This window comes from Pseudomonas kitaguniensis, from assembly GCF_009296165.1.
GTDB lineage: Bacteria > Pseudomonadota > Gammaproteobacteria > Pseudomonadales > Pseudomonadaceae > Aquipseudomonas > Aquipseudomonas kitaguniensis.
In genome coordinates this window covers 1-23912 of the sequence record NZ_VUAZ01000089.1, presented here as the reverse complement: position 1 = coordinate 23912, position 23912 = coordinate 1, and the positions used below count along the sequence as shown (strand labels likewise).

Here is a 23912-nt window from a genome sequence, read left to right as displayed (position 1 = left end):
CCACATTGACCGCATGCTCATGTTGGAGCTCGGTCCAATGTGGGAGGGGGCTTGCTCCCGATAGCGGTCTATCAGGCCTGCGCCAACTCGGCATGCTCTTCGGCATTCAACAGGTCTTTATCCGTCTGCCCCATGATCTGGCTGGTAATCGCACCCGCCGTCATAGAACCGTTGACGTTCAACGCCGTACGGCCCATGTCGATCAGCGGCTCCACGGAAATCAGCAGCGCCACCAGTGACACCGGCAAGCCCATCGCCGGCAGCACGATCAGCGCGGCAAACGTGGCACCGCCGCCTACGCCGGCAACGCCTGCCGAACTCAGCGTCACAATCGCCACCAGGGTTGCGATCCACAGCGGGTCCAGCGGGTTGATGCCCACGGTCGGCGCCACCATCACCGCCAACATGGCTGGGTAAAGACCGGCGCAACCGTTCTGGCCGATGGTGGCGCGAACGAGGCGGCGAAACCGGCGATGGATTGCGGGATACCCAAGCGGCGGGTTTGCGCCTCAATGCTCAGCGGGATGGCCGCCGCGCTGGAGCGGCTGGTGAAGGCAAAGGTCAGCACCGGCCACACTTTGCGGAAGAACCGCAGCGGGTTGACCCCGGCCAGCGACAAGAGCAGGCCGTGCACCACAAACATCAGGCCCAGCGCCAGGTACGACACCAGCACAAAACTGCCGAGCTTGATGATGTCTTGCAGGTTGGAACCGGCAACCACCTTGGTCATCAGCGCCAGCACGCCGTAAGGCGTCAGCTTCATCACCAGGCGCACCAAACGCATCACCCAGGCTTGCAGGGTGTCGATGGCGTTGAGCACTTTCTGGCCTTTTTCAACGTCATCCTTCAGCAGTTGCAGCGCGGCAACCCCGAGGAATGCGGCGAAAATCACCACGCTGATGATCGACGTCGGTTTGGCCCGGGCCAAGTCGGCGAACGGGTTGGCCGGCACGAACGACAGCAGCAATTGCGGGATATTCAGGTCGGCAACCTTGCCCGCGTAATCACTCTGGATCACTTGCAGGCGCGCCATTTCCTGGGTGCCGGCCACCAGACCTTCGGCGGTGAGGCCGAACAGGTTGGTCAAGCCGATGCCGATCAACGCCGCAATCGCGGTGGTGAACAGCAGCGTGCCGATGGTCAGGAAGCTGATCTTGCCCAGCGACGAGGCGTTGTGCAGCCGCGCCACGGCACTCAGGATCGAGGCGAACACCAGCGGGATCACGATCATTTGCAGCAACTGCACGTAGCCGTTACCGACCAGGTCGAACCAGCCGATCGAGGCCTTGAGCACGGGGTTACCGTCGCCATAAATAGTGTGCAAAGCCGTCCCGAACAGCACGCCGAGAACGAGTGCAAACAGCACCTTCTTGGCGAGGCTCCATTGGGTACGGCGGGTTTGTGCCAGGCCCAGCAACAGGGCTACGAACACCAGTAAGTTGAGAATCAGGGGCAGATTCATTGAAGCTCCGTTGAGTAGACAGCCAATCGCGTGAGCGTGCGATTGCAACCGGAAAGCCTAACAGCTTGAAATATATTGATTTAATACCGATATGGAATGGTCACTGTCGTTTCTGGAATAAGCGCATGGCGCTCAGGCACATGCTGTTGGCGCGATCACGACGCAAGCAGTCGCGCTCGGGTGGTGACTGTCATACAGATTTGTTAGCGTCGATGTCTTTGACTCTGGGAGAAATTGCTTATGAAGCTCGCGCCAACACTGCTGGCCGCCGCGTTGTGTCTTGGCCTCGGCAGCCAAGCCTTTGCCGCCACAGAGCTCACGCACTGGCCGGCGCCTGCCGCCAAACAACTGAACGAAATGATCGCCGCCAATGCCAACAAGGGCAACTTCGCGGTGTTCGACATGGACAACACCAGCTACCGCTACGACCTTGAAGAGTCGTTGCTGCCTTACCTTGAAAACAAGGGCCTGATCACCCGCGACACGATGGACCCTTCGCTGAAGCTGATCCCGTTCAAGGACACGGCTGAGCACAAGGAAAGCCTGTTCAGTTATTACTACCGCCTCTGCGAAGTCGACGACATGGTCTGCTACCCGTGGGTTGCGCAGATTTTTGCAGGCTTCACGCTCAAGGAACTCAAGGGCTACGTTGACGAAATGATGGCGTCGGGCAAGCCAGTGCCGGTCACCTACTACGAGGGTGATGTGGTGAAAAACATGGAGGTGCAGCCACCCAAGGTCTTCACCGGCCAGGCTGAGCTATTTAACAAGTTGATGGAAAACGGCATCGAAGTGTACGTGATGACCGCCGCTTCTGAAGAGCTGGTGCGCATGGTCGCTGCCGACCCGAAGTACGGCTACAACGTTAAGCCGGAAAACGTCATCGGCGTGAGCACGCTGCTCAAGAACCGCAAGACCGGCGAACTGACCACCGCGCGCAAGCAGATCGCCGCCGGCAAATATGACGAGAAAGCCAACCTCGGCCTGGAGCTGACGCCGTACCTGTGGACCCCGGCGACCTGGATGGCGGGCAAACACGCAGCGATCCTGACGTACATCGACGAGTGGAAAAAACCGGTGATCGTCGGTGGTGACACACCGACCAGCGACGGCTACATGCTGTTCCACGATGTAGACGTGGCCAAGGGCGGCATCCACCTGTGGATCAACCGCAAAGACAAATACATGACTCAACTCAACGGCATGATGGCCAAGCACGCGGCCGCGCAAGCCAAGGAAGGGTTGCCGGTGACGGCTGACAAAAACTGGGTGATCGTCAAGCCGGACGAAATTCAATAGAGGGTCAAGCACCTCCCACATTAAACCGGGCCCCAACCTGAAAACCCGGTCACCTGTGGGAGCGGGCTTGCTCGCGATAGCGGTCACTCAGCCAGCGAATATATTGCCTGACACTCCGCCATCGGCAGCAAGCCACCTCCCACATTTGATCTCCATCTGCCTGAGGGATTTTCTTCAGGCAAAAAAATGCCCCGCACTTGGCGGGGCATTTTTATGAGTGGGCCTTACAGCCCATCCAGCATTGCCTTGTTACGCACGGCGCCTTTGTCGGCACTGGTCGCCAGCAGAGCGTAGGCTTTCAACGCGGTGGTGACTTTGCGCGGACGCTTCTCGACCGGCTTCCAGCCTTTCTTGTCCTGCTCAACCCGGCGTGCCGCCATTTCTTCATCGCTGATCAACAGGTTGATCGAGCGGTTAGGAATGTCGATCAGCACTTTGTCGCCGTCCTGCACCAAGCCAATCGCGCCGCCAGCCGCCGCTTCCGGCGAAGCGTGGCCGATGGAAAGACCCGACGTGCCGCCCGAGAAACGGCCGTCGGTCAGCAGAGCGCAGGCTTTGCCCAGGCCCTTGGATTTCAGGTAAGACGTCGGGTAGAGCATTTCTTGCATGCCCGGGCCGCCTTTCGGGCCTTCGTAGCGGATGATCACGATGTCGCCTTCTTTGACTTCGTCCGCGAGGATGCCGCGTACGGAGCTGTCCTGGCTTTCGTAGATCTTGGCGCGCCTTCGAACACGTGAATCGACTCATCCACACCGGCGGTTTTCACCACGCAACCGTCCAGGGCGATGTTGCCGTACAGCACGGCCAGGCCGCCTTCTTGCGAGTAGGCGTGCTCGACACTGCGGATGCAGCCGTTTTCACGGTCGTCATCCAGCGTTTCCCAACGGGTCGACTGGCTGAACGCAGTCTGCGTCGGGATACCGCCCGGGCCTGCCTTGAAGAAGGTGTGCACGGCTTCATCGTCGGTTTGGGTGATGTCCCACTTGGCGATGCCTTCGGCCAGGGATTTGCTGTGCACGGTCGGCAGGTCGGTGTGCAACAGGCCGCCACGGGCCAGCGAGCCGAGGATCGAGAAGATCCCGCCGGCGCGGTGCACATCTTCCATGTGGTACTTCTGGATGTTCGGCGCGACCTTGCACAACTGCGGCACATGACGCGACAAACGGTCGATGTCGCGCAGGTCGAAGTCGATCTCGGCTTCCTGCGCGGCGGCCAGCAAGTGCAGGATAGTGTTGGTGGAACCGCCCATGGCGATGTCCAGCGTCATGGCGTTTTCGAACGCCTTGAAGTTGGCGATATTGCGCGGCAACACCGACTCGTCGTTTTCGGTGTAGTAACGCTTGCACAGCTCGACGATGGTGCGGCCGGCCTGCAGGAACAACTGCTCGCGGTCGCTGTGGGTGGCCAACGTGGAGCCGTTGCCCGGCAAGGCCAGACCCAGCGCTTCTACCAGGCAATTCATCGAGTTGGCGGTGAACATGCCGGAGCACGAACCGCAGGTCGGGCAGGCGCTGCGCTCGTATTCCGCGACCTTCTCGTCAGAAGCGCTGGAATCGGCGGCGATCACCATCGCGTCGACCAGGTCCAGGCCGTGCGAGGCCAGTTTGGTCTTGCCGGCTTCCATCGGGCCACCGGAAACGAAAATCACCGGGATATTCAGGCGCAAGGCGGCCATCAGCATGCCAGGGGTGATTTTGTCGCAGTTCGAGATACACACGATGGCGTCGGCGCAGTGGGCGTTGACCATGTACTCCACGGAATCGGCGATGATCTCGCGGCTCGGCAGGGAATACAGCATGCCGTCATGGCCCATGGCGATGCCGTCATCCACGGCGATGGTGTTGAATTCTTTGGCTACACCGCCGGCGCGTTCGATCTCGCGGGCGACCAGTTGGCCCAGGTCCTTGAGGTGAACGTGGCCGGGTACGAACTGGGTAAAGGAGTTGGCAATCGCGATGATCGGCTTTTTGAAGTCGTCATCTTTCATCCCCGTGGCGCGCCACAGAGCACGGGCGCCGGCCATGTTGCGGCCGTGGGTGGATGTTTTCGAGCGATAATCTGGCATGGAGCTCTCCGGGCGGCTAATCAGGTGCTAATCAGGTGCTAAAGGGGAAGTGAGCCTCTATTGACGTCTGGAACACTCAGAAAATGGCCGTGTGTCCAAAAGTTGCCACTCGCGTCGCGGGATCGCCGCTTGCTTGGGCCTTGAGCTCATAAACCCGCCGGGGGATGACTGGCGATGAATAGGTCCGATTCTACACCGCTGGCGGCAGGAAGGAATGGCCCGCTTTTAGTGTTGGATGCGGGCGTTGGCGGATTTACACCGTTGGTCGCCGTCAGAGATTAAACCCCCTCTCGTCAGTAGAAGCCTACACGTGCGACTCCTGGCCATGGCAGATGTTGTTTAGACTCACCGGCTTCGGCCTGCCTATCACCCCAAAGGAATTGGAATGCCCGGTATCAATCGTTTATTAGGGTTTTACCTGCTGATCGGCCTGGTCCAGGGCCTCGTGTTCTATTACTCCGCCGAGCTGTATCGCGCGAGTACAACGCTGTTTTTTGTCACAAACACCCTGATCCTGGTGGGTGGCACCGCGTTGCAGTTGCTCGGGGACAAAGCCCGCCAATGGCGCTCTGTGTTACTGACGCTGGCGTTCACCTTGCTGATGGGCGGTATGACGCTGTGGCTGTGTTATGGCAACGCGTCTGTGGTCGACAGCCAGTGGGTAATGGCTTGCTGGTGCATCAGCCTGGTCCTGATCAGTTATATCTGCGCCTGCTTTCTATACGCCTGGCCTGTCGCCAAGGGGCAACGCTGGCGCTACGAAGACTTGTTTCAGCAAGCCTGGAACAGCGTGTTCATCGTACTGTGTGCGCTGATCCTGGTGGGTATGTGCATGCTGCTGCTCGAACTCTGGGCGCAGTTGTTCGTGATGCTGCGCATCGATTTTTTTGAGCGCCACTTCCGAAGCCGGTTGTTCCTGTGCATCAGCCTGCCGCTGGTATTTGCGCTGGGCATGCACTTGGGCTCGCGTAACGACAGAATCATCGGCCAGATGCGCGGCATGCTGCTGGGTGCCTGTCGATTGTTGTTGCCATTGATTGCATTGATCAGCGTGCTGTTCACTCTGACCCTGCCATTTACCGGGCTTGCCCGGATCTGGGCAACCGGCTATTCCACGCCGATTTTACTGGTACTGGCCGGTGCTCAATTGTTCTTGCTCAACGGCGTGTTCCAGGCGGGTGACCAGCCTCGGCCTTACCCCACATGGCTGACACACTTTATCGCGCTGAGCCTGTTATGCCTGCCGGTGCTCGCCGGCCTGGCGTTTTACTCAAGCTGGCTGCGAGTCGAGCAATATGCCTTGTCGCCGCAGCGCTTTATCGCCCTGGCGCTGGCGCTGTTGTGTGGCTTGTATGGTGTGGCCGCAGTGTGGGCGGTGGCGCTGCGTTCGCAGGTCTGGCTGGGCAACTTGCGCAGAACTAACCCGCCGTTGGCGTTGCTGTTTTGTGTGTTGTTGGTGTTGATCAATACGCCGGTACTCGATCCGGTTCGGCTCAGCGTCGACGATCAGGTCCGGCGGCTGCTCGACGGGCGCACCGAGGCTGAAGCGTTCGATGCTTACAACCTGCGCTTTGGTCTTGGGAAGCTCGGTGAGGAGGCGTATGCCAAGTTGCAGGTCGAGCTGGATCAGGCGCGCATTCTGAACGCGCAGGGGCGTAGCGCGTTGCGCGAGAGGATGGATGACACGTCGCTGAGCTACAGCGAGCGGTATGTGAAGTCGCGGGCCGCGCGGCCCAAGCCCGAGCTGGAATGGATCGGCGCCAAGCCCACAGGCAGCGAACAGTTTGTTGATATCAGCTTGAGCCCCGACTCGATTTGCGAGACCGCCTGTGTGCTATGGGCGGTCGACCTCGACGAGGACGGCCAGGATGAAGTGCTGGTCGTGCCCCGCACCCGTTTGCGCCATGACGCCAAGCCGCCGCGCATTTATGCCTTGGACAAGAACGGCGAGTGGGACAATCGCGGCCCTTTGCTATGGACACAACAGCCGGATGCTTACATAGACACCGAAGTGCTGATTCGCGACATCCGCGAAGGCAAGGTTTCGTTGGTCAAGCCGCGTTACAGGCAATTGCAATTCAGCGATGGGCTGCTCAGCCCGGTGATTCGCGAGCCTTGAAAGGAGTGCCTATGGGGCGTGCCGCCGCTCGCCTATCTGCGCATTCAAGGCGAGGCCGATGCTGGCAAGGATCAAAAAGCACAGGCCCAGCGCGGTGATCAGGTTGTCGGTCACAAGGTTGATCACCAGGCTGATGGCCGGATTGAAGATGTGGGATCTGGCGTGCTTTTGATCACGGTGTGTCAGCCGATACAGTCATCGACTGATACACCGCCTTCGCGAGCACGCCCGCTCCCACAGTTGATTCGCGCTCTATTGCTTAGCTATTGGGCAACAACCGGCACGTGATGCTCTTGATGTAACGCGTCTCGGCAATTGCCGGGTGCACCGGATGGTCCGGGCCTTGGCCGCCACGTTCGAGCATCTGGATGTTGCGGTCCAGGTGGCGGGCGCTGGTCAGCAGGATGTTTTGCAGGTCGTCTTCCGGCAGGTGCATTGAGCACGATGCGCTGACCAGGATGCCGTCCTTGCTGAGCAGGCGCATGGCTTGCTCGTTGAGGCGGCGGTAGGCGCCTTCGCCGTTTTTCATGTCTTTTTTGCGTTTGATGAAGGCCGGTGGGTCGGCGACGATCACGTCGAAGCGTTCTTCGCTGGCTTTCAGCTCTTTGAGGGCTTCGAACACGTCGCCTTCGATGCAGGTCATTTTTTCGGCGACGCCGTTCAGCGCAGCGTTGCGCTCTACGCCGTCGAGGGCGAAGGCAGAGGCGTCGACGCAAAACACTTCACTGGCGCCGAACGCGGCGGCTTGCACGCCCCAGCCGCCGATGTAGCTGTACAGGTCGAGTACGCGCTTGCCTTTGGCATACGGGGCCAGGCGTGCGCGGTTCATGCGGTGGTCGTAGAACCAGCCGGTTTTCTGGCCCTGGATGACTGGGGCTTCGAATTTAACGCCGTTTTCTTCCAGCGCAACCCACTCCGGCACCAGGCCGAAAACGGTTTCGACGTAGCGGTTGAGGCCTTCGGCGTCACGCGCGGCGGAATCGTTCTTGAACAGAATGCCGCTCGGCTTGAGCACTTGGGTCAGCGCGGCGATCACGTCGTCTTTGTGGGTTTCCATGGTCGCCGAAGCGATCTGTACCACCAGAATATCGCCGAAACGGTCGACTACCAGACCCGGCAACAGGTCGGAGTCGCCGTAGACCAAGCGGTAGAACGGTTTGTCGAACAGGCGGTCACGCAGCGACAGCGCCACATTGATGCGGTGCACCAACAGCGACTTGTCCAGCGGCAACTTGATGTCGCGCGACAACAGGCGTGCGCAGATCAGGTTGTTCGGGCTCATGGCCACGATGCCCAGGGTCTTGCCGCCGGCCGCTTCCAGGATAGCCTGGTCGCCTGCCTGGAAGCCGTGAAGTGGGGTGGCGGCCACGTCGATTTCGTTGCTGTAGACCCACAGGTGGCCGTTGCGCAAACGACGATCGGCGTTGGCTTTGAGACGCAGGCTTGGCAGGGACATGACGTCGCTCCGGAAAAAAGAGCGGGAGTATACCCTTTGCGCACCCGTTCATGTGGGAGCTGGCTTGCCTGCGATACAGACGGCGCGGTGTATCTGACGTACGGCGGTGATGCAATCGCAGGCAAGCCAGCTCCCACATTTGATCGGGGTTCGGTTCGGCTTTTTGAGGTGTCGGTCAGGTTCCCATAGAGGTTAGAATCGCCCCCTAGCCCAGAGTGTGTATTTATGTCCCAAGAGCTTTCCGCCGAACAGATCCAGCAGGCCCTGCAAGGCATCAGCGTGCCGCCTCAACCGCAAATCATGGTGGATTTGCAGATGGAGCAGTACATGCCCGACCCGGACCTGGATGTGATCGCACGGTTGATCTCCCAGGACCCTGGCCTGTCCGGCGCGTTGTTGAAGCTGGTCAACTCGCCGTATTACGGGCTGAGCAACAAGATCGCTTCGATCCAGCGCGCGGTGAACCTGCTGGGCAGCCGTTCGATCATCAACTTGATCAACGCGCAGTCGATCAAAGGCGAGATGAGCGACGACACCATCGTTGCCCTCAACCGTTTCTGGGACACCGCCCAGGATGTGGCCATGACCTGCCTGACGCTGGCCAAGCGCACCGGTTCGCAAGCAGTGGACGAGGCCTACGCACTGGGCTTGTTCCACGATTGTGGCGTGCCGTTGATGCTCAAGCGGTTCCCCAGTTACATGGGCGTACTCGAAGAGGCCTACGCGAATGCCGGCCCTGACTGCCGCGTGGTCGACACCGAGAACAAAACGTTCAACACCAACCACGCCGTGGTCGGCTACTACACCGCCAAATCCTGGCGCCTGCCGGAGCATGTGACCGACGCCATCGCCAACCACCACAATGCCTTGGCGATTTTCAGCGATGAGTCGTCGCGCAACCCTCAGCTGAAAAACCTGTTGGCGATCCTGAAAATGGCTGAACACATCTGCGCGTCCCATCGCGTGCTGGGTAACCAGGCGGTGGACCATGAGTGGGATGCCATCGGCCACCTGGTGCTGGATTACGTGGGCCTGTCGGACTACGACTTCGAGAGCATGAAGTTGTCGATCCGCGAGCTGGGCGCGCACTGACCGTTTTTTCCACGAGGTACACATGCCCGAGTTACCAGAAGTTGAAACCACCCGGCGCGGGATTGCGCCGCACCTGGAAGGCCAGCGCGTCAGCCGCGTGGTAGTGCGCGAACGGCGCCTGCGCTGGCCGATCCCGGAAGATTTGGATGTGCGGCTGTCCGGGCAGCGCATCGTACTGGTGGAGCGGCGGGCCAAGTATTTGTTGATCAATGCCGAAGTGGGCACCTTGATCAGCCACTTGGGCATGTCGGGCAACCTGCGTCTGGTGGAAGTCGGCATGCCGGCGGCCAAACATGAGCATGTGGATATTGAACTCGAATCCGGCCTGGCCCTGCGCTACACCGACCCGCGACGTTTCGGCGCGATGCTCTGGAGCCAGGACCCGCACAACCACGAGTTGTTGATTCGATTGGGGCCGGAGCCGTTGACCGACCTGTTTGATGGCGAGCGTTTGTTCAAGCTTTCGCGCGGGCGCTCGATGGCGGTGAAGCCGTTCATCATGGACAACGCGGTGGTGGTGGGCGTGGGCAATATCTACGCGACCGAAGCGCTGTTCGCGGCGGGCATAGATCCACGCCGTGAGGCTGGCGGTATTTCACGCGCGCGTTATTTGAAACTGGCGATTGAGATCAAGCGCATCCTGGCAGCGGCCATCGAGCGCGGCGGCACTACGTTGCGCGACTTTATCGGGGGTGACGGGCAGCCGGGGTATTTCCAGCAGGAGCTGTTCGTTTATGGCCGTGGCGGCGAGGCGTGCAAGGTCTGCGGCGCCGAGTTGCGCAATGTGGTGCTGGGGCAGCGGGCGAGTGTGTTTTGCCCCAAGTGTCAGCGCTGAGTGTTGTGTGATGGCTGATATAGCCATCGCAGGCAAGCCAGCTTGTATCCACACATCCAAATGTGGGAGCTGGCTTGCCTGCGATGAGGCCCTAATGGGCGTCACAAAGTCTCAGGCTTTACCGGTAATCTTGCGGTACTTCTCCATCAACTGCTCTTCCGATTCCGGATGGGCCTCATCCAGCGGAATGCAATCCACCGGGCACACTTGCTGGCACTGAGGCTCGTCGTAGTGGCCGACACACTGAGTGCACAGGTTGGGGTCGATCACGTAGATCTCTTCGCCCTGTGAAATCGCGGCGTTCGGGCACTCGGGTTCGCAGACGTCGCAGTTGATGCAATCGTCGGTGATGATCAAGGACATGGAAACTCCTGCCAGGGCTGTCAGCCAAGGCATCTGAAAACTAATGCGCGCAATTGTGCCGCATTGGCGCCCGCAGTGCGAGCGGGTCTGACCTGTGGCCTGTCAGATCTGGTGGCGAGCGGGCCCTGTGGCGGGCGGGCTCGCCACAGGAGGCCCGCTTGCTACCACAGAAACTACTTCTTGAAACGCAACGTCAGCGCATCCGCCACAGCCGGGTGCACAAACTTGGTTATATCTCCGCCCAAAGCGGCGATTTCACGGACTAACGTCGAGGAAATAAACGAATAACGCTCCGACGGTGTGAGGAACAAACTTTCCACGTCCGGCGCCAATTGGCGGTTCATGTTCGCCAGCTGAAATTCGTATTCGAAGTCCGACACCGCACGCAGGCCGCGCAGGAACACGTTGGCGTTCTGCTCTTTGGCAAAGTGCGCCAGCAGCGTCGAAAAACCCATCACTTCCACGTTGGGCAGGTGTTTGGTGACCTCTCGCGCCAACTCCACGCGCTGTTCCAGAGGAAACAGCGGGTTTTTCTTGGGGCTGGCAGCGACCGCGATGATCACATGGTCGAACAGGCGAGAGGCGCGTTCGACCAAATCGCCATGGCCTTTGGTAATCGGGTCGAAGGTACCTGGGTACAACACTCGGTTCATCGCGTCGTCCTGGCGGAGTCCGTTGGGGAACCGGATGGTATCGCAGCATTAACGGTGGGCCAAGTCGACTTATGGTCAATAGGGGTTTTCTGCGGAGTTTTGCAGACCAGCGTTACGCGTGCAGTCATGTGTTCAAAGGTCGGGCGGGTCGCTTGGGCTAATAACGCTTGGTTTTCTGCTAGCCGGCGTTGGCGGCATCAGCGAATAAACAGCTTCTGAATCAACGTCTGGATCGACTTGCCGTAGGGCGGGTAGATCAACTTCGCCGCGTTCAGGCGCTGTTTCACCAGCACACCTTTGGCCTTGCTGAACGTGAGGAACCCTTCGTGGCCGTGGTAGTGGCCCATGCCTGACGGGCCGATGCCTCCAAACGGTATGTCGTCTTGAGCCACGTGCAGCAGGGTGTCGTTCAGGCACACGCCGCCGGAATGGGTTTCGTGGAGCACGCGGTTTTGTTCGCGCTTGTTGTAGCCGAAGTAATACAGGGCCAGTGGGCGAGGGCGCTGGTTGATGTAGGCAAACGCCTGGTCGATGCCGCGATAAGGCACGATCGGCAGCAAGGGGCCGAAGATTTCGTCCTGCATCACCGTCATCTCGTCACTGACATTCAGCAACAGGCTGTGGGCCATGCGCCGTGCCTGGCCCTGGTCGTACAGCGCAATCAGCGTGGCGCCTTTATCGGTGGCGTCCTTGACGTAGGCATTCAGCCGGGCCAACTGCCGCTCGTTAATGATGGCGGTGTAGTCCGGGTTATCAGCCAAGGTCGGATAAAACCCGCGAACCGCCTTGCTGTAGGCCTCGACGAAACCCTGCACGCGGTCTTCCGGCACCAGCACGTAGTCCGGCGCCACGCAGGTTTGCCCGGCGTTAAGCGCTTTGCCGAAGGCGATGCGCTCAGCGGCGTCCTTGAGTGGTACATCGGCGGAGACGATGGCTGGCGACTTGCCGCCCAGTTCCAGCGTGACCGGCGTGAGGTGTTCGGCGGCCGCACGCATCACGTGTTTGCCGATGCTGGTGGCCCCGGTAAATAGCAGGTGATCGAAGCGCAGTTTGGAAAACGCCATGCCCACATCGGCTTCGCCCAGCACCACGCACACCAGGTCCTCAGGGAAGACTTTGGCCAATAGCGCCTTGAGCAGTTCACCCGTGGCGGGCGTGGATTCACTGAGTTTGAGCATCACCCGGTTACCTGCCGCCAAAGCGCCGACCAACGGGCCGATGGCCAAGTACAGTGGGTAGTTCCAGGGCACGATTACCCCGACCACGCCCAACGGCTGGTAGATGACTTTGGCCGATGCGGGTTGAAAGGCAATGCCTACGGCGCGCCGCGATGGCTTCATCCAGTCCTTGAGGTGTTTGCTGGCGTAGTGAATGCCGTGCAGGCTCGGCATCAGTTCGGCGAACAGGGTTTCGTCTGCGCTGCGATGGCTGAAGTCCTGGCTGATCGCATTGATCAACGCTTGGCGTTCGTCGCTGAGCAGGTCGCGCAGTGCCTTGAGCCATTGCTGGCGTTGCGCCGCTGGCGGCATCGGGTTGGCCGCATAGGCGAGGCGTTGGGCGTCGAACAGGTGCTGGAGTTGAGCCAGCGCTTGGGAATCTTGCAGGTAGGCAACGTTGGCAGGCATGGCGCAGTTCCCGTTTGTTATAGGTCTGCCTGAGTTTCTAGAGCTATTGCTCTAAATTGTCAAATGCCGTTGCAGCAACATGCGGATTTATCCTGATAAGGATAGGCCGTAAGATGTTCCATCACGTGCACAGAAGCTGATCCCTATGGCACCCCGAGTAAAGACCAGCGAACGCATTGTGCAAACCAGCCTGGAGCTTTTTAACCAGCAAGGTGAGCGCAGCATCAGTACCAACCATATCGCTGCCCACATGGAAATTTCGCCGGGCAACCTGTACTACCACTTCCCGAATAAGCAGGCGATTATCGCCGTGCTGTTTCGCGAATACGAAGCCTTGGTGGACAGCTTTCTGCGCCCGCCTCAAGGCCGCGCAGTGACCGTCGAAGACAAACGGTTCTACTTGCAGGCGGTGCTGGCCGGCATGTGGCGTTACCGTTTCCTGCACCGCGACCTCGAACACCTGCTGGAAAGCGACCCGGAATTGGCCACCAGTTACCGGCGCTTTTCCCAGCGTTGCCTGATTCAGGGCGGCGCCATTTACCAAGGGTTTGTCGACGCCGGCATCCTCACGATGGACCCGGTGCAAACGGAAGCCCTGACCCTGAACGCCTGGATCATCCTCACTTCGTGGGTGCGTTTTTTGTGTACCACCAATGAAAATTCCGCCCACTTGAGCGCCGAAGCGATCAAGCGCGGGGTGTATCAGGTGCTGGTGCTGGAGGCAGGGTTCGTCACGCCCGAAGCGAAAGAGGCGGTGGATGCCTTGTTCAAAGAGTTTTACGTGCCGTTGAACCAGGCACTGGAAGAAGTGAAGTAGGACCTTTCCCGAATCTGTTCACAGGAGTGCCGCATGCCGCTTGCCCAACTGATCAGCCCGCAGCAATTGAACGAGCGCCAACAGCGCGGCGCTCTGGTGATTCTGGATTGCCGTTTTGCCCTGGAAGACCCGGACTACGGGCGTTGCAGTTATGCCGAAGGGCATATCGAGGGCGCGCAATATGCCGACCTGGAACGGCACCTCAGTGGCCCGGTCACCAAAGGCGTGACAGGTCGCCACCCGCTGCCAGCGGCAGACACGCTGGTTCAGCAACTGCGGGCTTGGGGCGTCAACGCCGACACGCACGTTGTGCTGTATGACGACGGCCCTGGCGCCTTTTCCGCCCGCGCCTGGTGGCTGTTGGCCTGGTTGGGCAAGCGCGAGGGCGTGTTTGTGCTGGACGGTGGTCTGAAGGCCTGGCACTCGGCCGGTTTCCCGCTGAGCCTGGACGCGCCGGTGGTTGAGCCGGGGACTTTCGCGGGCACGCCAGACAACCGCCTGCTGCTGGACGCCGAGCAGTTGCAAAAACGCTTGGGCGAACCCGGCATGACGTTGATTGACGCGCGCGCCCAGCCGCGTTTTCGTGGCGACGTGGAGCCCATTGATCCGATCGCCGGGCACATTCCCGGTGCGCAATGCGCAGCCTTCAATGAAAACCTGAGCAGCGATGGCCGTTTTCTTCCGGCGCAGCAGCTCAAGCAGCGCTTCGCTGCGCAGTTGCAGGGCCGTTCACCGGATGCGCTGGTGGCGTATTGCGGTTCGGGCGTAACGGCCTGCCATAACCTGTTCGCCCTGAGCCTGGCGGGTTATCCGTTGGGCAAACTGTATGCGGGCTCGTGGAGCGAGTGGATTACCGACCCGGCGCGGGCAATTGCTACCGGCGACTGATCGTACTGATCGTTCCAACGATCTATGGTGACTGGCGACGGTGTTGTGTCAGCAGCCACTGAGGTATGCGTCGTTCGAGGTAGTAACCTGGCTGTTTCAGCGAACCATCGACAAACCCCACATGCCCGCCTTTGGCCAGCAACTCGAACTCGGTGCACGCCGACAGTTCGCTGGCCTCGGGCAAGCTGTGGGCGAACACGAACGGGTCATCGGCGGCCTGGATAATCAACGTCGGCGTGCGGATTTCACCGAGGTAATACCGACTCGACGCGTGGTGGTAATAGTCCTCGGCACTGAGGAAACCGTGCAGCGGCGCGGTCACACGCCCGTCGAAGTCCCAGAACGTGCGCATCTTTTCAAGCGAACCGAGTGACTCCAGGGTTTTCAGCCCGTCAGCACGGCCATCCTCTAGAAAACGCCTTTGTTTAACGCGGATATACGCGAGCATCTCGCGCATAAAGTGCTTTTGATAAACCCGCGAAAACCCCAGCCCAATGCGATCCGCACACTGATCCAGACGAAACGGCACCGACACCGCTGCCGCGCCTTGCAGTCCGCAGGCCAGGCCGGTTTCGCCCAGGTGTTTGAGCAGTACATTACCGCCCAGCGAATAACCCACGGCATACAGCGGCGCCAACGGCCGCTTGGTACGCAGGTGTGCAATCGCTGCTGCCAGGTCTTCGCTGGCGCCCGAGTGATAACTGCGTGCCAACAGGTTGGGCTCGCCGGAGCAGCCGCGCCAGTTCAACGCTGCGCTGGCCCAGCCTTGAGCAGCGAGAACTTTTTGCAGGCCAGCCACGTAGGGCGAATTGGACGACCCGGTCAGCCCATGCAGCACCAGCACCAACGGCGCTTGCGCGTCGTGCGGGCCATGCCAGTCAAGGTCGAGAAAGTCGCCGTCGTCCAGCCACAGCCGCTCGCGCTGGCGCTCGATGTGCGTGGTGGGGCGCAGTAGCGGCCCCCACAGCGTTTGCGCGTGAGGGTTGCCGAGGCCGAAGGCGGGTTTGAACAGGTCGACGGAAGGGGTCATGAACGTCTCGTTGCGAACAAACTCTCTGTGATGAGCGGGCTAGTTGTGGCAAGCCCGCTCGCCACAAAAGCGCTTACGCAGCGCTTTCGACAAAACGGTGCCACAGCGCGTAATACACCGGCCGGATTTTTGCTCGCGGTGCAGGCGCCAGCTCCCCGGCAGGCCGAGAGTAGACGGCGCAGTTTCGCTTTCAGTGTAAACCCACGCATCCGCGGCCAGCCATTGACGCTCTTCCAGCAATGCGCACACGGTGGGCAACAGGTTCTGGTTGAACGGCGGGTCGAGGAACACAACGTCGTATGCGGTGGCCGGCTGGGTTTCCAGGTAGCGCAACGCGTCGGCAGTTTGCACCTGGCCGGTGGTGCAGCGCAGGGTGCCCAAGTGTTCCTTGAGGCTGGAAACGGCCACATTGCTCGCGTCCAGCGCCTGGGCCTGGGCTGCGCCACGGGACAGCGCCTCCAGAAACAGCGCGCCGCTGCCGGCAAACGGGTCCAGCACCTTGGCCCCGCCGATGTACGGCGCGAGCCAGTTGAACAGGGTTTCACGCACGCGGTCCGGCGTTGGGCGCAGGCCCACGACGTCAGGGAAGCTCAGCTTGCGGCTGCCCCATTCGCCACCAATGATGCGCAGTTGGCCCACACCGTTATGCACGTTGTGGACAGGTTTTTTCGGGCGAGATGAACTTGCCATTAATGCTCCGGAACCCCGAGCGGCTGCTCGGCAGGTTTATCAGTGGGGGGCGGTAGTGGCTTTTGCGCAATCGTCGGGCCGGCGGTCACGATGACCATCTTGTCGGCGCTCAAGTGTTTGTTCATTGCAGCCTTGACCTGCTCTACGGTCAGGGCTTGCGATTGTTTCATGAAATCTTCCAGATAGCTCAGCGGCAGGTTGTAGAAACCCATGGCGCCCAACTGCCCGACAATATCGGCGTTGCTTGCGGTCGACAGCGGGAAGCTGCCGGCCAGCTCGCGCTTGGCGTCATCCAGCTCTTTTTGCGTCGGGCCGGTCTTGAGGTAGTCGGCCAACACATCCTCGACCAGGCGCAGGGTGCCGCCGCTCATTTCGGCGCGGGTTTGCAGGTTGATCATGAACGGGCCACGCACTTGCATCGGCGAGAAGCCGGAATACACGCCGTAGGTCAGGCCGCGTTTCTCGCGCACTTCGCTCATCAAGCGGGTGCCGAAACCACCGCCGCCGAGTATCTGGTTGCCCAACGACAAGGCCGCGTAGTCCGGGTCGGCGCGGTCGATGCCCAATTGGGCGAACAGCAGGTGCGTTTGCTTGGACGGGAACTCGATATGGCTCAGGCCGGCTTTCGGCTCGGTCGGCTGGGCGATCTTCGACATGGCCGGGCCTTTGGGCAGCGACGCCGACACCTTCGCCGTCATCGCCTCAGCCTCGGCGCGGGTCAGGTCGCCTACCACGGCAATCACCGCATTACCCGCGGCGTAAGCCTTGGCGTGGAACGCCTGCAACTGCGCCAGGGTAATTGCCGGAACGCTCTCGGGCGTGCCTTCGCTCGGGTGCGCGTAAGGGTGGTCACCGTACAGGCGCTTGAACAGTTCAAGGCTGGCCAGCTTGGCCGGGTTCTGCTTCTGGTATTCAAAACCCGCAAGGATCTGGTTCTTGATGCGCGCCAGTGAGCCGGCCGGGAAGGTCGGCTTGCCGATCACGTCGTCAAACAGCGCCAGGGCAGCGTCGCGTTTATCGCTATCGCTCAGGCTGCGCAGCGACACCAGTGCCATGTCGCGGAAAGCGCCATTGCCAAAATCAGCGCCCAGGCCTTCAAACCCGCTGGCGATCTGGCTGACATCCTTGCCCGGTACGCCTTCGTTGAGCATGGCGTTGGTCAGCAGCGCCACGCCGGGCGTATTGCCGTCCTGGCTGCTGCCCGCGGCGAACAGAATGCGCAGGTCGAACATCGGCAGTTCATGGGTTTCGACGAACAGCACCTTGGCGCCCTCGGAGGTGGTCCAGGTTTGTACGTCGAGCTTGCGGTTGGTCGGCGCCTTGCCGTCCAGCTCCGCCAGCGATTGCAGTGTGTTCGTCGATTGAGCCTTGTCCAGCGCCTGGCTGGCAACGGACTCGCTTGGGCGCAGGAAGTACACGGCGCTGGCGGCGATCAGGGTGACGATCACCAGGCCGGGGAAAATCAGGCGGGTGCTTTTGCGATCACTCATGAGCGGTCTCCTCAGGCAAAACATGGGCGACGCTCAAACGTTCGCGGGTGAAATAGGTGCGCGCAGCCTTCTGGATGTCTTCCGGGGTCACGCTTTGCAGGTCGGCCAGTTCAGTGTCCATCAGCTTCCAGGACAGGCCGACGGTTTCCAGCGAGCCAATGGCCGTGGCCTGGCTGGTGATGGAGTCACGCTGATAGACCACGCCGGCAATCACTTGGGCGCGGATACGCTCAAGTTCTGCGGCGGTCGGCGGCTTGGCTTTTAACTCATCCAGCAGGCGCCACAGGCCCGCTTCGGCTTGCGCAATGGTCTTTTTCTTTTGCTGGTTCGGTGTGGCCGAAAGGCTGAACAAGCTGTCGCCACGGGTGTACGCGTCATAGCGGGTGGAAGCGGCGGAAACCAGTTCTTCGCCGCGTTCCAGTTGCTCGGAAATACGCGCGCTGTAGCCGCCATCCAGCAGGGCCGAAATCAGGCGCAGCGCTTGCACCGAACGTTTGTCTTCGGCGGTGGCCAGGCCCGGCACGTTGAAACCAAGAATCACACTGGGCAGTTGCGTCTGAACATGCATCGTCAGCAAGCGCTCACCGGGCTCGGCCAGTTCCAGCGGGATCTTGGCCGGCGGCACATCACGCTTGGGGATTGGGCCGAAGTATCGCTGGGCCAGGTTCTTCACCTCGTCCGGGGTGACGTCGCCGACCACCACCAGCGTGGCGTTGTTCGGTACATACCAGGATTGGTACCAGTGGCGCAGCTCTTCAATCTTCATGCGTTCAAGGTCAGCCATCCAGCCGATGGTCGGCGTGTGGTAGCCGCTGGCCGGATACGCCATGGCCTTGAAGCGCTCAAAAGCCTTGGACATCGGGTTGTCGTCGGTGCGCAGGCGGCGCTCTTCCTTGATCACCTCGATCTCGCGGCTGAACTCGTCGGCCGGCAGGCGCAGGCTGGCCATGCGGTCGGCTTCCAGTTCGAAGGCGACGCCCAGGCGATCACGGGCCAGCACTTGGTAGTAGGCGGTGTAGTCGTCACTGGTGAACGCATTTTCTTCGGCGCCCAAATCGCGCAGGATCAGCGAGGCTTCACCGGGGCCGATTTTTGCGCTGCCCTTGAACATCATGTGTTCCAGCGCGTGGGACAAACCGGTCTGGCCAGGGGTTTCGTAGCTCGAACCGACCTTGTACCACACCTGGGAAACCACCACCGGCGCGCGATGGTCTTCGCGCACGACCACCTTGAGGCCGTTATCCAGAGTGAATTCATGCGTGGGTTGTGGGTCGGCAGCCAAAGCTGAAAGGGGCAGACAAACTGTGCCGAGCAGCAGGCCTGCGGCGCGGCGGGCTAGAGCATTCATTCGTTTTTAAACCTGTTGAGCTGCCCGCGTGGTCTTAGCGTCGGCGGGCGAGGAGGTGCTAGGATACTGATCCGATTTGGACACGGCCACTGTGGCAGTCATCTTGTCCAAGGTTCAGTCGTAGGAATGTGGCAGTTGGCGCCGGGTTTTCCCGACGATCCGCCACTTTTCGACGATTTTATCGCTTCAGTCCTATATTGAAACGATTCGTTAAGGCCTTTATTTACGCCTTACAAAATGTTGCGCATGAACAAGCGAGCGTTAAAACAGTCTGTTCTGCATCGAATTTATTTACCGAGGCGCCCTGGCGCATCGCCACTTTGAGATAGCCGTCCTCCATGTTTGGTTCCAACGACGACAAGAAGAGCCCAGCTGCGGCTGGCGAGAAAAAAGGCCTGTTCGGATGGCTGCGCAAGAAGCCGCAGGAAACCGTCGTCGAACAGCCGCAGGTTCAACCTGAGCCAATCCCTGAACCGCTGCTAGACGCCGTGCCGGTTGCCGAAATTCCGGAGCCCGTGGTGTTGCCGATGGCCGAGCCGGTGTTGCAGCCGGTGGTTGAGGCCGCGCCTGAACCTGCGCCCGACCACACGCCATGGCCGACCTTGCCGGTGGCAGAAGAGCCCGTAGCGTTGGTTGAAGATGTGCAGGCTGAGCACGTTGCGCCGCCGATTCCGGTCGTGGTTGAGCCGCAGCACGTTGTGGCAGACGTACTGCCAGCCGTCGAAGTGCCTGCGCCGGTAGTCGTCGAGTCTGCGCCTGTAGTGGCGGCGGCCGCCCCCGCAATTATCGAACCGCCGGTTGCGCCTGCGCCTGTCGTGGCTGCCGTCGAAACCAGCAAAACCGGGTTCTTCAGCCGTCTCAAGCAAGGCCTGAGCAAGACCAGCGCGAGCATCGGCGAAGGCATGGCCAGCCTGTTTCTCGGCAAGAAGGTCATTGATGACGAGTTGCTGGAAGACATCGAAACCCGCCTGTTGACCGCTGACGTGGGCGTCGAAGCCACTGCGGTGATCATCCAGAGTCTGACGCAGAAGGTCGCGCGCAAGCAGTTGACGGACGCCGACGCGCTCTACAAATCGCTGCAAGCTGAACTGGCGGCGATGCTCAAGCCCGTAGAAGCGCCGCTGGTGATCACCCCGAACAAACCGTTCGTGATTCTGGTGGTCGGCGTCAACGGCGCCGGCAAAACTACCACCATCGGCAAGCTGGCTAAAAAGCTGCAGTTGGAGGGCAAGAAAGTCATGCTCGCCGCCGGTGACACCTTCCGCGCCGCTGCCGTGGAGCAGTTGCAAGTGTGGGGCGAGCGCAACAATATTCCGGTCATCGCCCAGCACACTGGCGCCGACTCTGCGTCGGTGATCTTTGATGCTGTGCAAGCCGCCAAGGCGCGCAACATTGACGTGTTGATCGCCGACACCGCTGGCCGCCTGCACACCAAAGACAACTTGATGGAAGAGCTGAAGAAAGTTCGCCGCGTGATCGGCAAGCTCGACGCAGACGCGCCGCACGAAGTATTGCTGGTGCTCGACGCCGGTACGGGTCAGAACGCCATCAGCCAGGCCAAGCAATTCAACCAGACGGTGCAACTCACCGGCCTGGCGTTGACTAAGCTCGACGGCACGGCCAAAGGCGGCGTGATCTTTGCGCTGGCTAAACAGTTCGGGTTGCCGATTCGTTATATCGGTGTCGGTGAAGGCATCGACGACCTGCGCACCTTTGAAGCCGAACCCTTTGTACAGGCATTGTTTGCCGAGCGGGAGCGTTCATGATTCGATTCGAACAGGTCGGTAAACGCTACGCCAACGGGCATGTGGGCTTGCATGAGCTGAGCTTTCGCGTGCGTCGCGGCGAATTCCTGTTCGTGACCGGCCACTCGGGCGCGGGCAAAAGTACCTTGCTGCGCTTGCTGCTGGCCATGGAACGCCCGACCACCGGCAAGTTACTGCTGGCAGGCCAGGACCTGGCCACCATCAGCAATGCGCAGATTCCGTTTCTGCGCCGCCAGATCGGCGTGGTGTTTCAAAACCACCAATTGCTGTTCGATCGCACGGTGTTCAATAACATTGCCTTGCCGCTGCAGATTCTTGGGCTGTCGAAGGCCGAAATCGTCAAGCGTGTGGATTCGGCTCTGGAGCGCGTGGCGCTGTCGGACAAAACCGATCTGTACCCTGGCGATTTGTCCACCGGCCAACAACAGCGCGTCGGTATTGCCCGCGCCATCGTCCATCGCCCGGCGTTGCTGCTGGCCGACGAACCCACCGGCAACCTCGACCCGCGCTTGGCGGCGGAAATCATGGGTGTGTTCGAAGACATCAACCGCCTGGGCACCAGCGTATTGATCGCCAGCCATGACCTGGCACTGATCGCGCGTATGCGCCATCGCATGCTGACCCTGCAACGCGGCCGCCTGATCGGCGACGGGGAGGCTGGCGTATGAGTGCCACTCGCAGCCCTAAAGTGTCCGAACGCGTGGCGCCGAAACCGGCCGACCCGCAACCACGCAAGAAAAAACGCGACGACGACGACGGCCCGGATTTCAGCACGCTGCTGCGCGCCTGGATCGAAAGCCATCGCGCCAGCTTGCTCGACAGCCTGCGCCGCCTCGGCAAGCAGCCGGTCGGCAGCTTTTTCACCTGCCTGGTGATGGCCGTGGCCTTGAGCCTGCCGATGGGCTTGTCGCTGCTGCTTAATAATGTCGAACGCCTGGGCGGTTCCTGGCAGCGCGCGGCGCAGATTTCGCTGTATTTGAACATCGACGCCAGCGCCAAAGATGGCGAGAGCTTGCGCGATGACATCAAGAACCTGCCGGGTGTAGCGGAGGCCGAGTACATCAGCCGAGACCAGGCGCTTGAGGAGTTCCAGCAACAATCCGGTTTGGGCGAGGCGCTTAAAGAGCTGCCGCAGAACCCGCTGCCGGGCGTGGTGCTGGTGACGCCGAATGAAGTCGACAAACCTGCCCTTGAAGCCCTGCGACAAAAGCTTGCAGACATGCCCAAGGTGCAACAGGCGCAACTTGATCTAGTCTGGGTAGAGCGCCTGGCCGCGATTCTCAAGCTGGGTGACCGCTTTGTGTTCGGCCTGACGGTGTTGTTGGTGTCTGCATTACTTTTGGTGATAGGCAATACCATTCGTCTTCATATTGAAAACCGTCGCACCGAGATAGAAGTGATTAAACTGGTCGGCGGCACGGACAGCTATGTGCGTCGGCCTTTTCTGTACATGGGCGCGCTTTATGGCTTCGGTGCCGGGATTTTGTCCTGGGGCGTGCTGGCGTTCGGCCTGGACTGGCTGAACGACGCGGTCGTCGGGCTTGCCGGCTTGTATGGCAGTGATTTTGCCCTGGCCGGGGTACCGGTCGCCGATGGATTGAGCCTCTTGCTTGGCGCGGTATTGTTGGGGTATATCGGTGCCTGGATTGCGGTGGCACGGCATTTACGTGAGCTGGCACCGAAGTAGTTTGAAAGCGTTAACGTCAGATTAATGTGGTTTCGTTTGTATTGACCGTATCAGTGGTTTAGGGAACTTGTCCTACGGTTCCCGGTCAATTTTCGCAGTGCTGAACTGCACGAGTTATGTGAGTCGGAGGTTTTTTCGTATGACCACTTCTATGCAACCTGTTTACGCGTTGGTCCCGGGTGCGAACCTGGAGGCTTATGTGCATACGGTCAACAGCATTCCATTGCTGACGCCCGAGCAGGAGCGAGAACTGGCCGAGAGTCTCTATTATGAGCAGGATTTGGGGGCGGCTCGGCAGATGGTGCTCGCCCACCTGCGTTTTGTCGTACATATCGCCCGGAGCTATAGCGGCTACGGCTTGGCTCAGGCTGACCTGATCCAGGAAGGTAACGTTGGCCTGATGAAGGCTGTAAAGCGCTTCAACCCGGAAATGGGCGTGCGCCTGGTGTCGTTTGCCGTGCACTGGATCAAGGCGGAAATTCACGAGTTCATCCTGCGCAACTGGCGCATCGTGAAAGTCGCGACCACCAAGGCCCAGCGCAAGCTGTTCTTCAACCTGCGCAGCCAGAAAAAACGCCTGGCGTGGCTGAACAACGAAGAAGTGCATCGCGTGGCTGAAAGCCTCGGTGTTGAACCGCGTGAAGTGCGCGAGATGGAAAGCCGCCTGACCGGTCACGACATGGCCTTCGACCCGGCTGCCGAAGCGGACGACGACAGCGCTTTCCAATCGCCGGCCAACTACCTGGAAGACCACCGGTACGACCCCGCGCGTCAACTGGAAGACGCCGACTGGAGCGACAACTCCAACCACAACCTGCACGAAGCGCTGGAAGTGCTCGACGACCGCAGCCGCGACATCCTCTACCAGCGCTGGCTGGCGGAAGAAAAAGCCACGCTGCACGACCTGGCGCAGAAGTACAACGTGTCGGCCGAGCGGATTCGTCAGCTTGAGAAAAGCGCGATGAACAAGCTGAAATTGTCGATCGCCGCTTAACCAGCCGCTTGGTCAACATGTGGGAGGGGGCTTGCTCCCGATAGCAGTGCATCAGTCATTTTCAGGTCGACTGACACATCGCCATCGGGAGCAAGCCCCCTCCCACAGTTGTTTTGTCGTCTGAGCATCGATCGATGTACAGCTACGTACGTCTGAGCATCGATCGATGTACAGCTACGTACGTCTGAGCATCGATCGATGTACAGCTACGTACGTCTGAGCATCGATCGATG

General features: G+C 60.3%; 17 protein-coding genes and 3 pseudogenes. 10 read left to right on the top strand and 10 right to left on the bottom strand.

Annotation, left to right across the window (positions count from 1 at the left end; all coding sequences use genetic code 11):
- Positions 1 to 71: 71 nt before the first annotated feature.
- Positions 72 to 1462 (bottom strand): annotated as a pseudogene (locus F0169_RS15705) (L-cystine transporter).
- 240 nt (positions 1463 to 1702) lie between these two features.
- Here F0169_RS15705 and F0169_RS15700 point away from each other — a divergent pair.
- Positions 1703 to 2761 (top strand): HAD family hydrolase, encoded by a 1059-nt coding sequence (locus tag F0169_RS15700; RefSeq protein WP_058413681.1) that lies wholly within the window; start codon positions 1703 to 1705, stop codon positions 2759 to 2761.
- Between the two features lie 224 nt (positions 2762 to 2985).
- On the opposite strand, the pseudogene ilvD reads toward F0169_RS15700, so the two are convergent.
- Positions 2986 to 4826: pseudogene (gene ilvD / locus F0169_RS15695) on the bottom strand (dihydroxy-acid dehydratase).
- Positions 4827 to 5211: 385 nt separating this feature from the next.
- Between ilvD and F0169_RS15690 the strand changes: the two are divergent.
- Positions 5212 to 6945 (top strand): DUF4153 domain-containing protein, encoded by a 1734-nt coding sequence (locus F0169_RS15690; RefSeq protein ID WP_152747013.1) that lies wholly within the window; start codon positions 5212 to 5214, stop codon positions 6943 to 6945.
- 259 nt (positions 6946 to 7204) lie between these two features.
- Here the strand turns inward: F0169_RS15690 and F0169_RS15680 are convergent, their stop codons facing one another.
- Positions 7205 to 8401 (bottom strand): class I SAM-dependent rRNA methyltransferase, encoded by a 1197-nt coding sequence (locus F0169_RS15680; RefSeq protein WP_058413677.1) that lies wholly within the window; start codon positions 8399 to 8401, stop codon positions 7205 to 7207.
- Between the two features lie 279 nt (positions 8402 to 8680).
- Between F0169_RS15680 and F0169_RS15675 the strand changes: the two genes are divergently transcribed.
- Both F0169_RS15675 and mutM read left to right on the top strand, forming a co-directional pair.
- Positions 8681 to 9493 carry an HDOD domain-containing protein gene (locus F0169_RS15675; RefSeq protein WP_172979455.1) on the top strand — a complete coding sequence of 271 codons (813 nt, stop codon included), beginning with the start codon at positions 8681 to 8683 and terminating at the stop codon, positions 9491 to 9493.
- 22 nt (positions 9494 to 9515) lie between these two features.
- Positions 9516 to 10328, top strand: coding sequence for a bifunctional DNA-formamidopyrimidine glycosylase/DNA-(apurinic or apyrimidinic site) lyase (gene mutM, locus F0169_RS15670; protein WP_058413675.1), 813 nt, complete (start codon positions 9516 to 9518; stop codon positions 10326 to 10328).
- 111 nt (positions 10329 to 10439) lie between these two features.
- On the opposite strand, the gene F0169_RS15665 is transcribed toward mutM, so the two are convergent.
- From F0169_RS15665 to F0169_RS15655, 3 genes are all read right to left on the bottom strand, one after another.
- Complete coding sequence (locus tag F0169_RS15665) at positions 10440 to 10691, bottom strand: YfhL family 4Fe-4S dicluster ferredoxin (protein WP_008364838.1); 252 nt, start codon at positions 10689 to 10691, stop codon at positions 10440 to 10442.
- A gap of 173 nt (positions 10692 to 10864) precedes the next feature.
- Entirely contained in the window at positions 10865 to 11344 is a 480-nt protein-coding gene (gene coaD, locus F0169_RS15660; protein ID WP_048722617.1) for a pantetheine-phosphate adenylyltransferase, read from the bottom strand.
- A 197-nt stretch (positions 11345 to 11541) separates the two neighbouring features.
- Complete coding sequence (locus F0169_RS15655; RefSeq protein ID WP_152747012.1) at positions 11542 to 12969, bottom strand: coniferyl aldehyde dehydrogenase; 1428 nt, start codon at positions 12967 to 12969, stop codon at positions 11542 to 11544.
- Positions 12970 to 13114: 145 nt separating this feature from the next.
- Between F0169_RS15655 and F0169_RS15650 the strand changes: the two genes are divergently transcribed.
- Together F0169_RS15650 and F0169_RS15645 are read left to right on the top strand one after the other, a co-directional pair.
- Positions 13115 to 13786 (top strand): TetR/AcrR family transcriptional regulator, encoded by a 672-nt coding sequence (locus tag F0169_RS15650; RefSeq protein WP_058413673.1) that lies wholly within the window; start codon positions 13115 to 13117, stop codon positions 13784 to 13786.
- A 33-nt stretch (positions 13787 to 13819) separates the two neighbouring features.
- Positions 13820 to 14674 carry a sulfurtransferase gene (locus tag F0169_RS15645; protein WP_152747011.1) on the top strand — a complete coding sequence of 285 codons (855 nt, stop codon included), beginning with the start codon at positions 13820 to 13822 and terminating at the stop codon, positions 14672 to 14674.
- Between the two features lie 22 nt (positions 14675 to 14696).
- On the opposite strand, the gene F0169_RS15640 is transcribed toward F0169_RS15645, so the two are convergent.
- The 4 genes and pseudogenes from F0169_RS15640 to F0169_RS15625 form a co-directional block, all read right to left on the bottom strand.
- Positions 14697 to 15704 carry a hydrolase gene (locus F0169_RS15640; protein ID WP_152747010.1) on the bottom strand — a complete coding sequence of 336 codons (1008 nt, stop codon included), beginning with the start codon at positions 15702 to 15704 and terminating at the stop codon, positions 14697 to 14699.
- A gap of 73 nt (positions 15705 to 15777) precedes the next feature.
- Positions 15778 to 16394, bottom strand: a pseudogene (gene rsmD, locus F0169_RS15635) (16S rRNA (guanine(966)-N(2))-methyltransferase RsmD).
- Positions 16394 to 17884, bottom strand: a complete 1491-nt coding sequence (locus tag F0169_RS15630; protein WP_152747009.1) for a M16 family metallopeptidase — start codon at positions 17882 to 17884, stop codon at positions 16394 to 16396. Before F0169_RS15630 ends, rsmD begins: the two are co-directional and overlap by 1 nt.
- The gene (locus F0169_RS15625) at positions 17877 to 19232 is read right to left on the bottom strand and encodes a M16 family metallopeptidase (protein WP_152747008.1); all 1356 of its coding nucleotides are present in this window, start codon (positions 19230 to 19232) and stop codon (positions 17877 to 17879) included. The genes F0169_RS15630 and F0169_RS15625 overlap by 8 nt, the downstream gene beginning before the upstream one ends.
- A gap of 338 nt (positions 19233 to 19570) precedes the next feature.
- Between F0169_RS15625 and ftsY the strand changes: the two genes are divergently transcribed.
- The 4 genes from ftsY to rpoH all read left to right on the top strand — a co-directional run bounded on the left by ftsY (position 19571) and on the right by rpoH (position 23679).
- Entirely contained in the window at positions 19571 to 20998 is a 1428-nt protein-coding gene (gene ftsY / locus F0169_RS15620; RefSeq protein WP_122251165.1) for a signal recognition particle-docking protein FtsY, read from the top strand.
- Positions 20995 to 21666 carry a cell division ATP-binding protein FtsE gene (gene ftsE / locus F0169_RS15615; protein WP_003213784.1) on the top strand — a complete coding sequence of 224 codons (672 nt, stop codon included), beginning with the start codon at positions 20995 to 20997 and terminating at the stop codon, positions 21664 to 21666. The genes ftsY and ftsE overlap by 4 nt, the downstream gene beginning before the upstream one ends.
- On the top strand, positions 21663 to 22685 hold the full coding sequence (gene ftsX, locus F0169_RS15610) for a permease-like cell division protein FtsX (protein ID WP_058413666.1): 1023 nt from the start codon (positions 21663 to 21665) through the stop codon (positions 22683 to 22685). Before ftsE ends, ftsX begins: the two co-directional genes overlap by 4 nt.
- Before the next feature lie 139 nt (positions 22686 to 22824).
- Positions 22825 to 23679, top strand: a complete 855-nt coding sequence (gene rpoH, locus F0169_RS15605; protein ID WP_058413665.1) for an RNA polymerase sigma factor RpoH — start codon at positions 22825 to 22827, stop codon at positions 23677 to 23679.
- Positions 23680 to 23912: the final 233 nt, after the last annotated feature.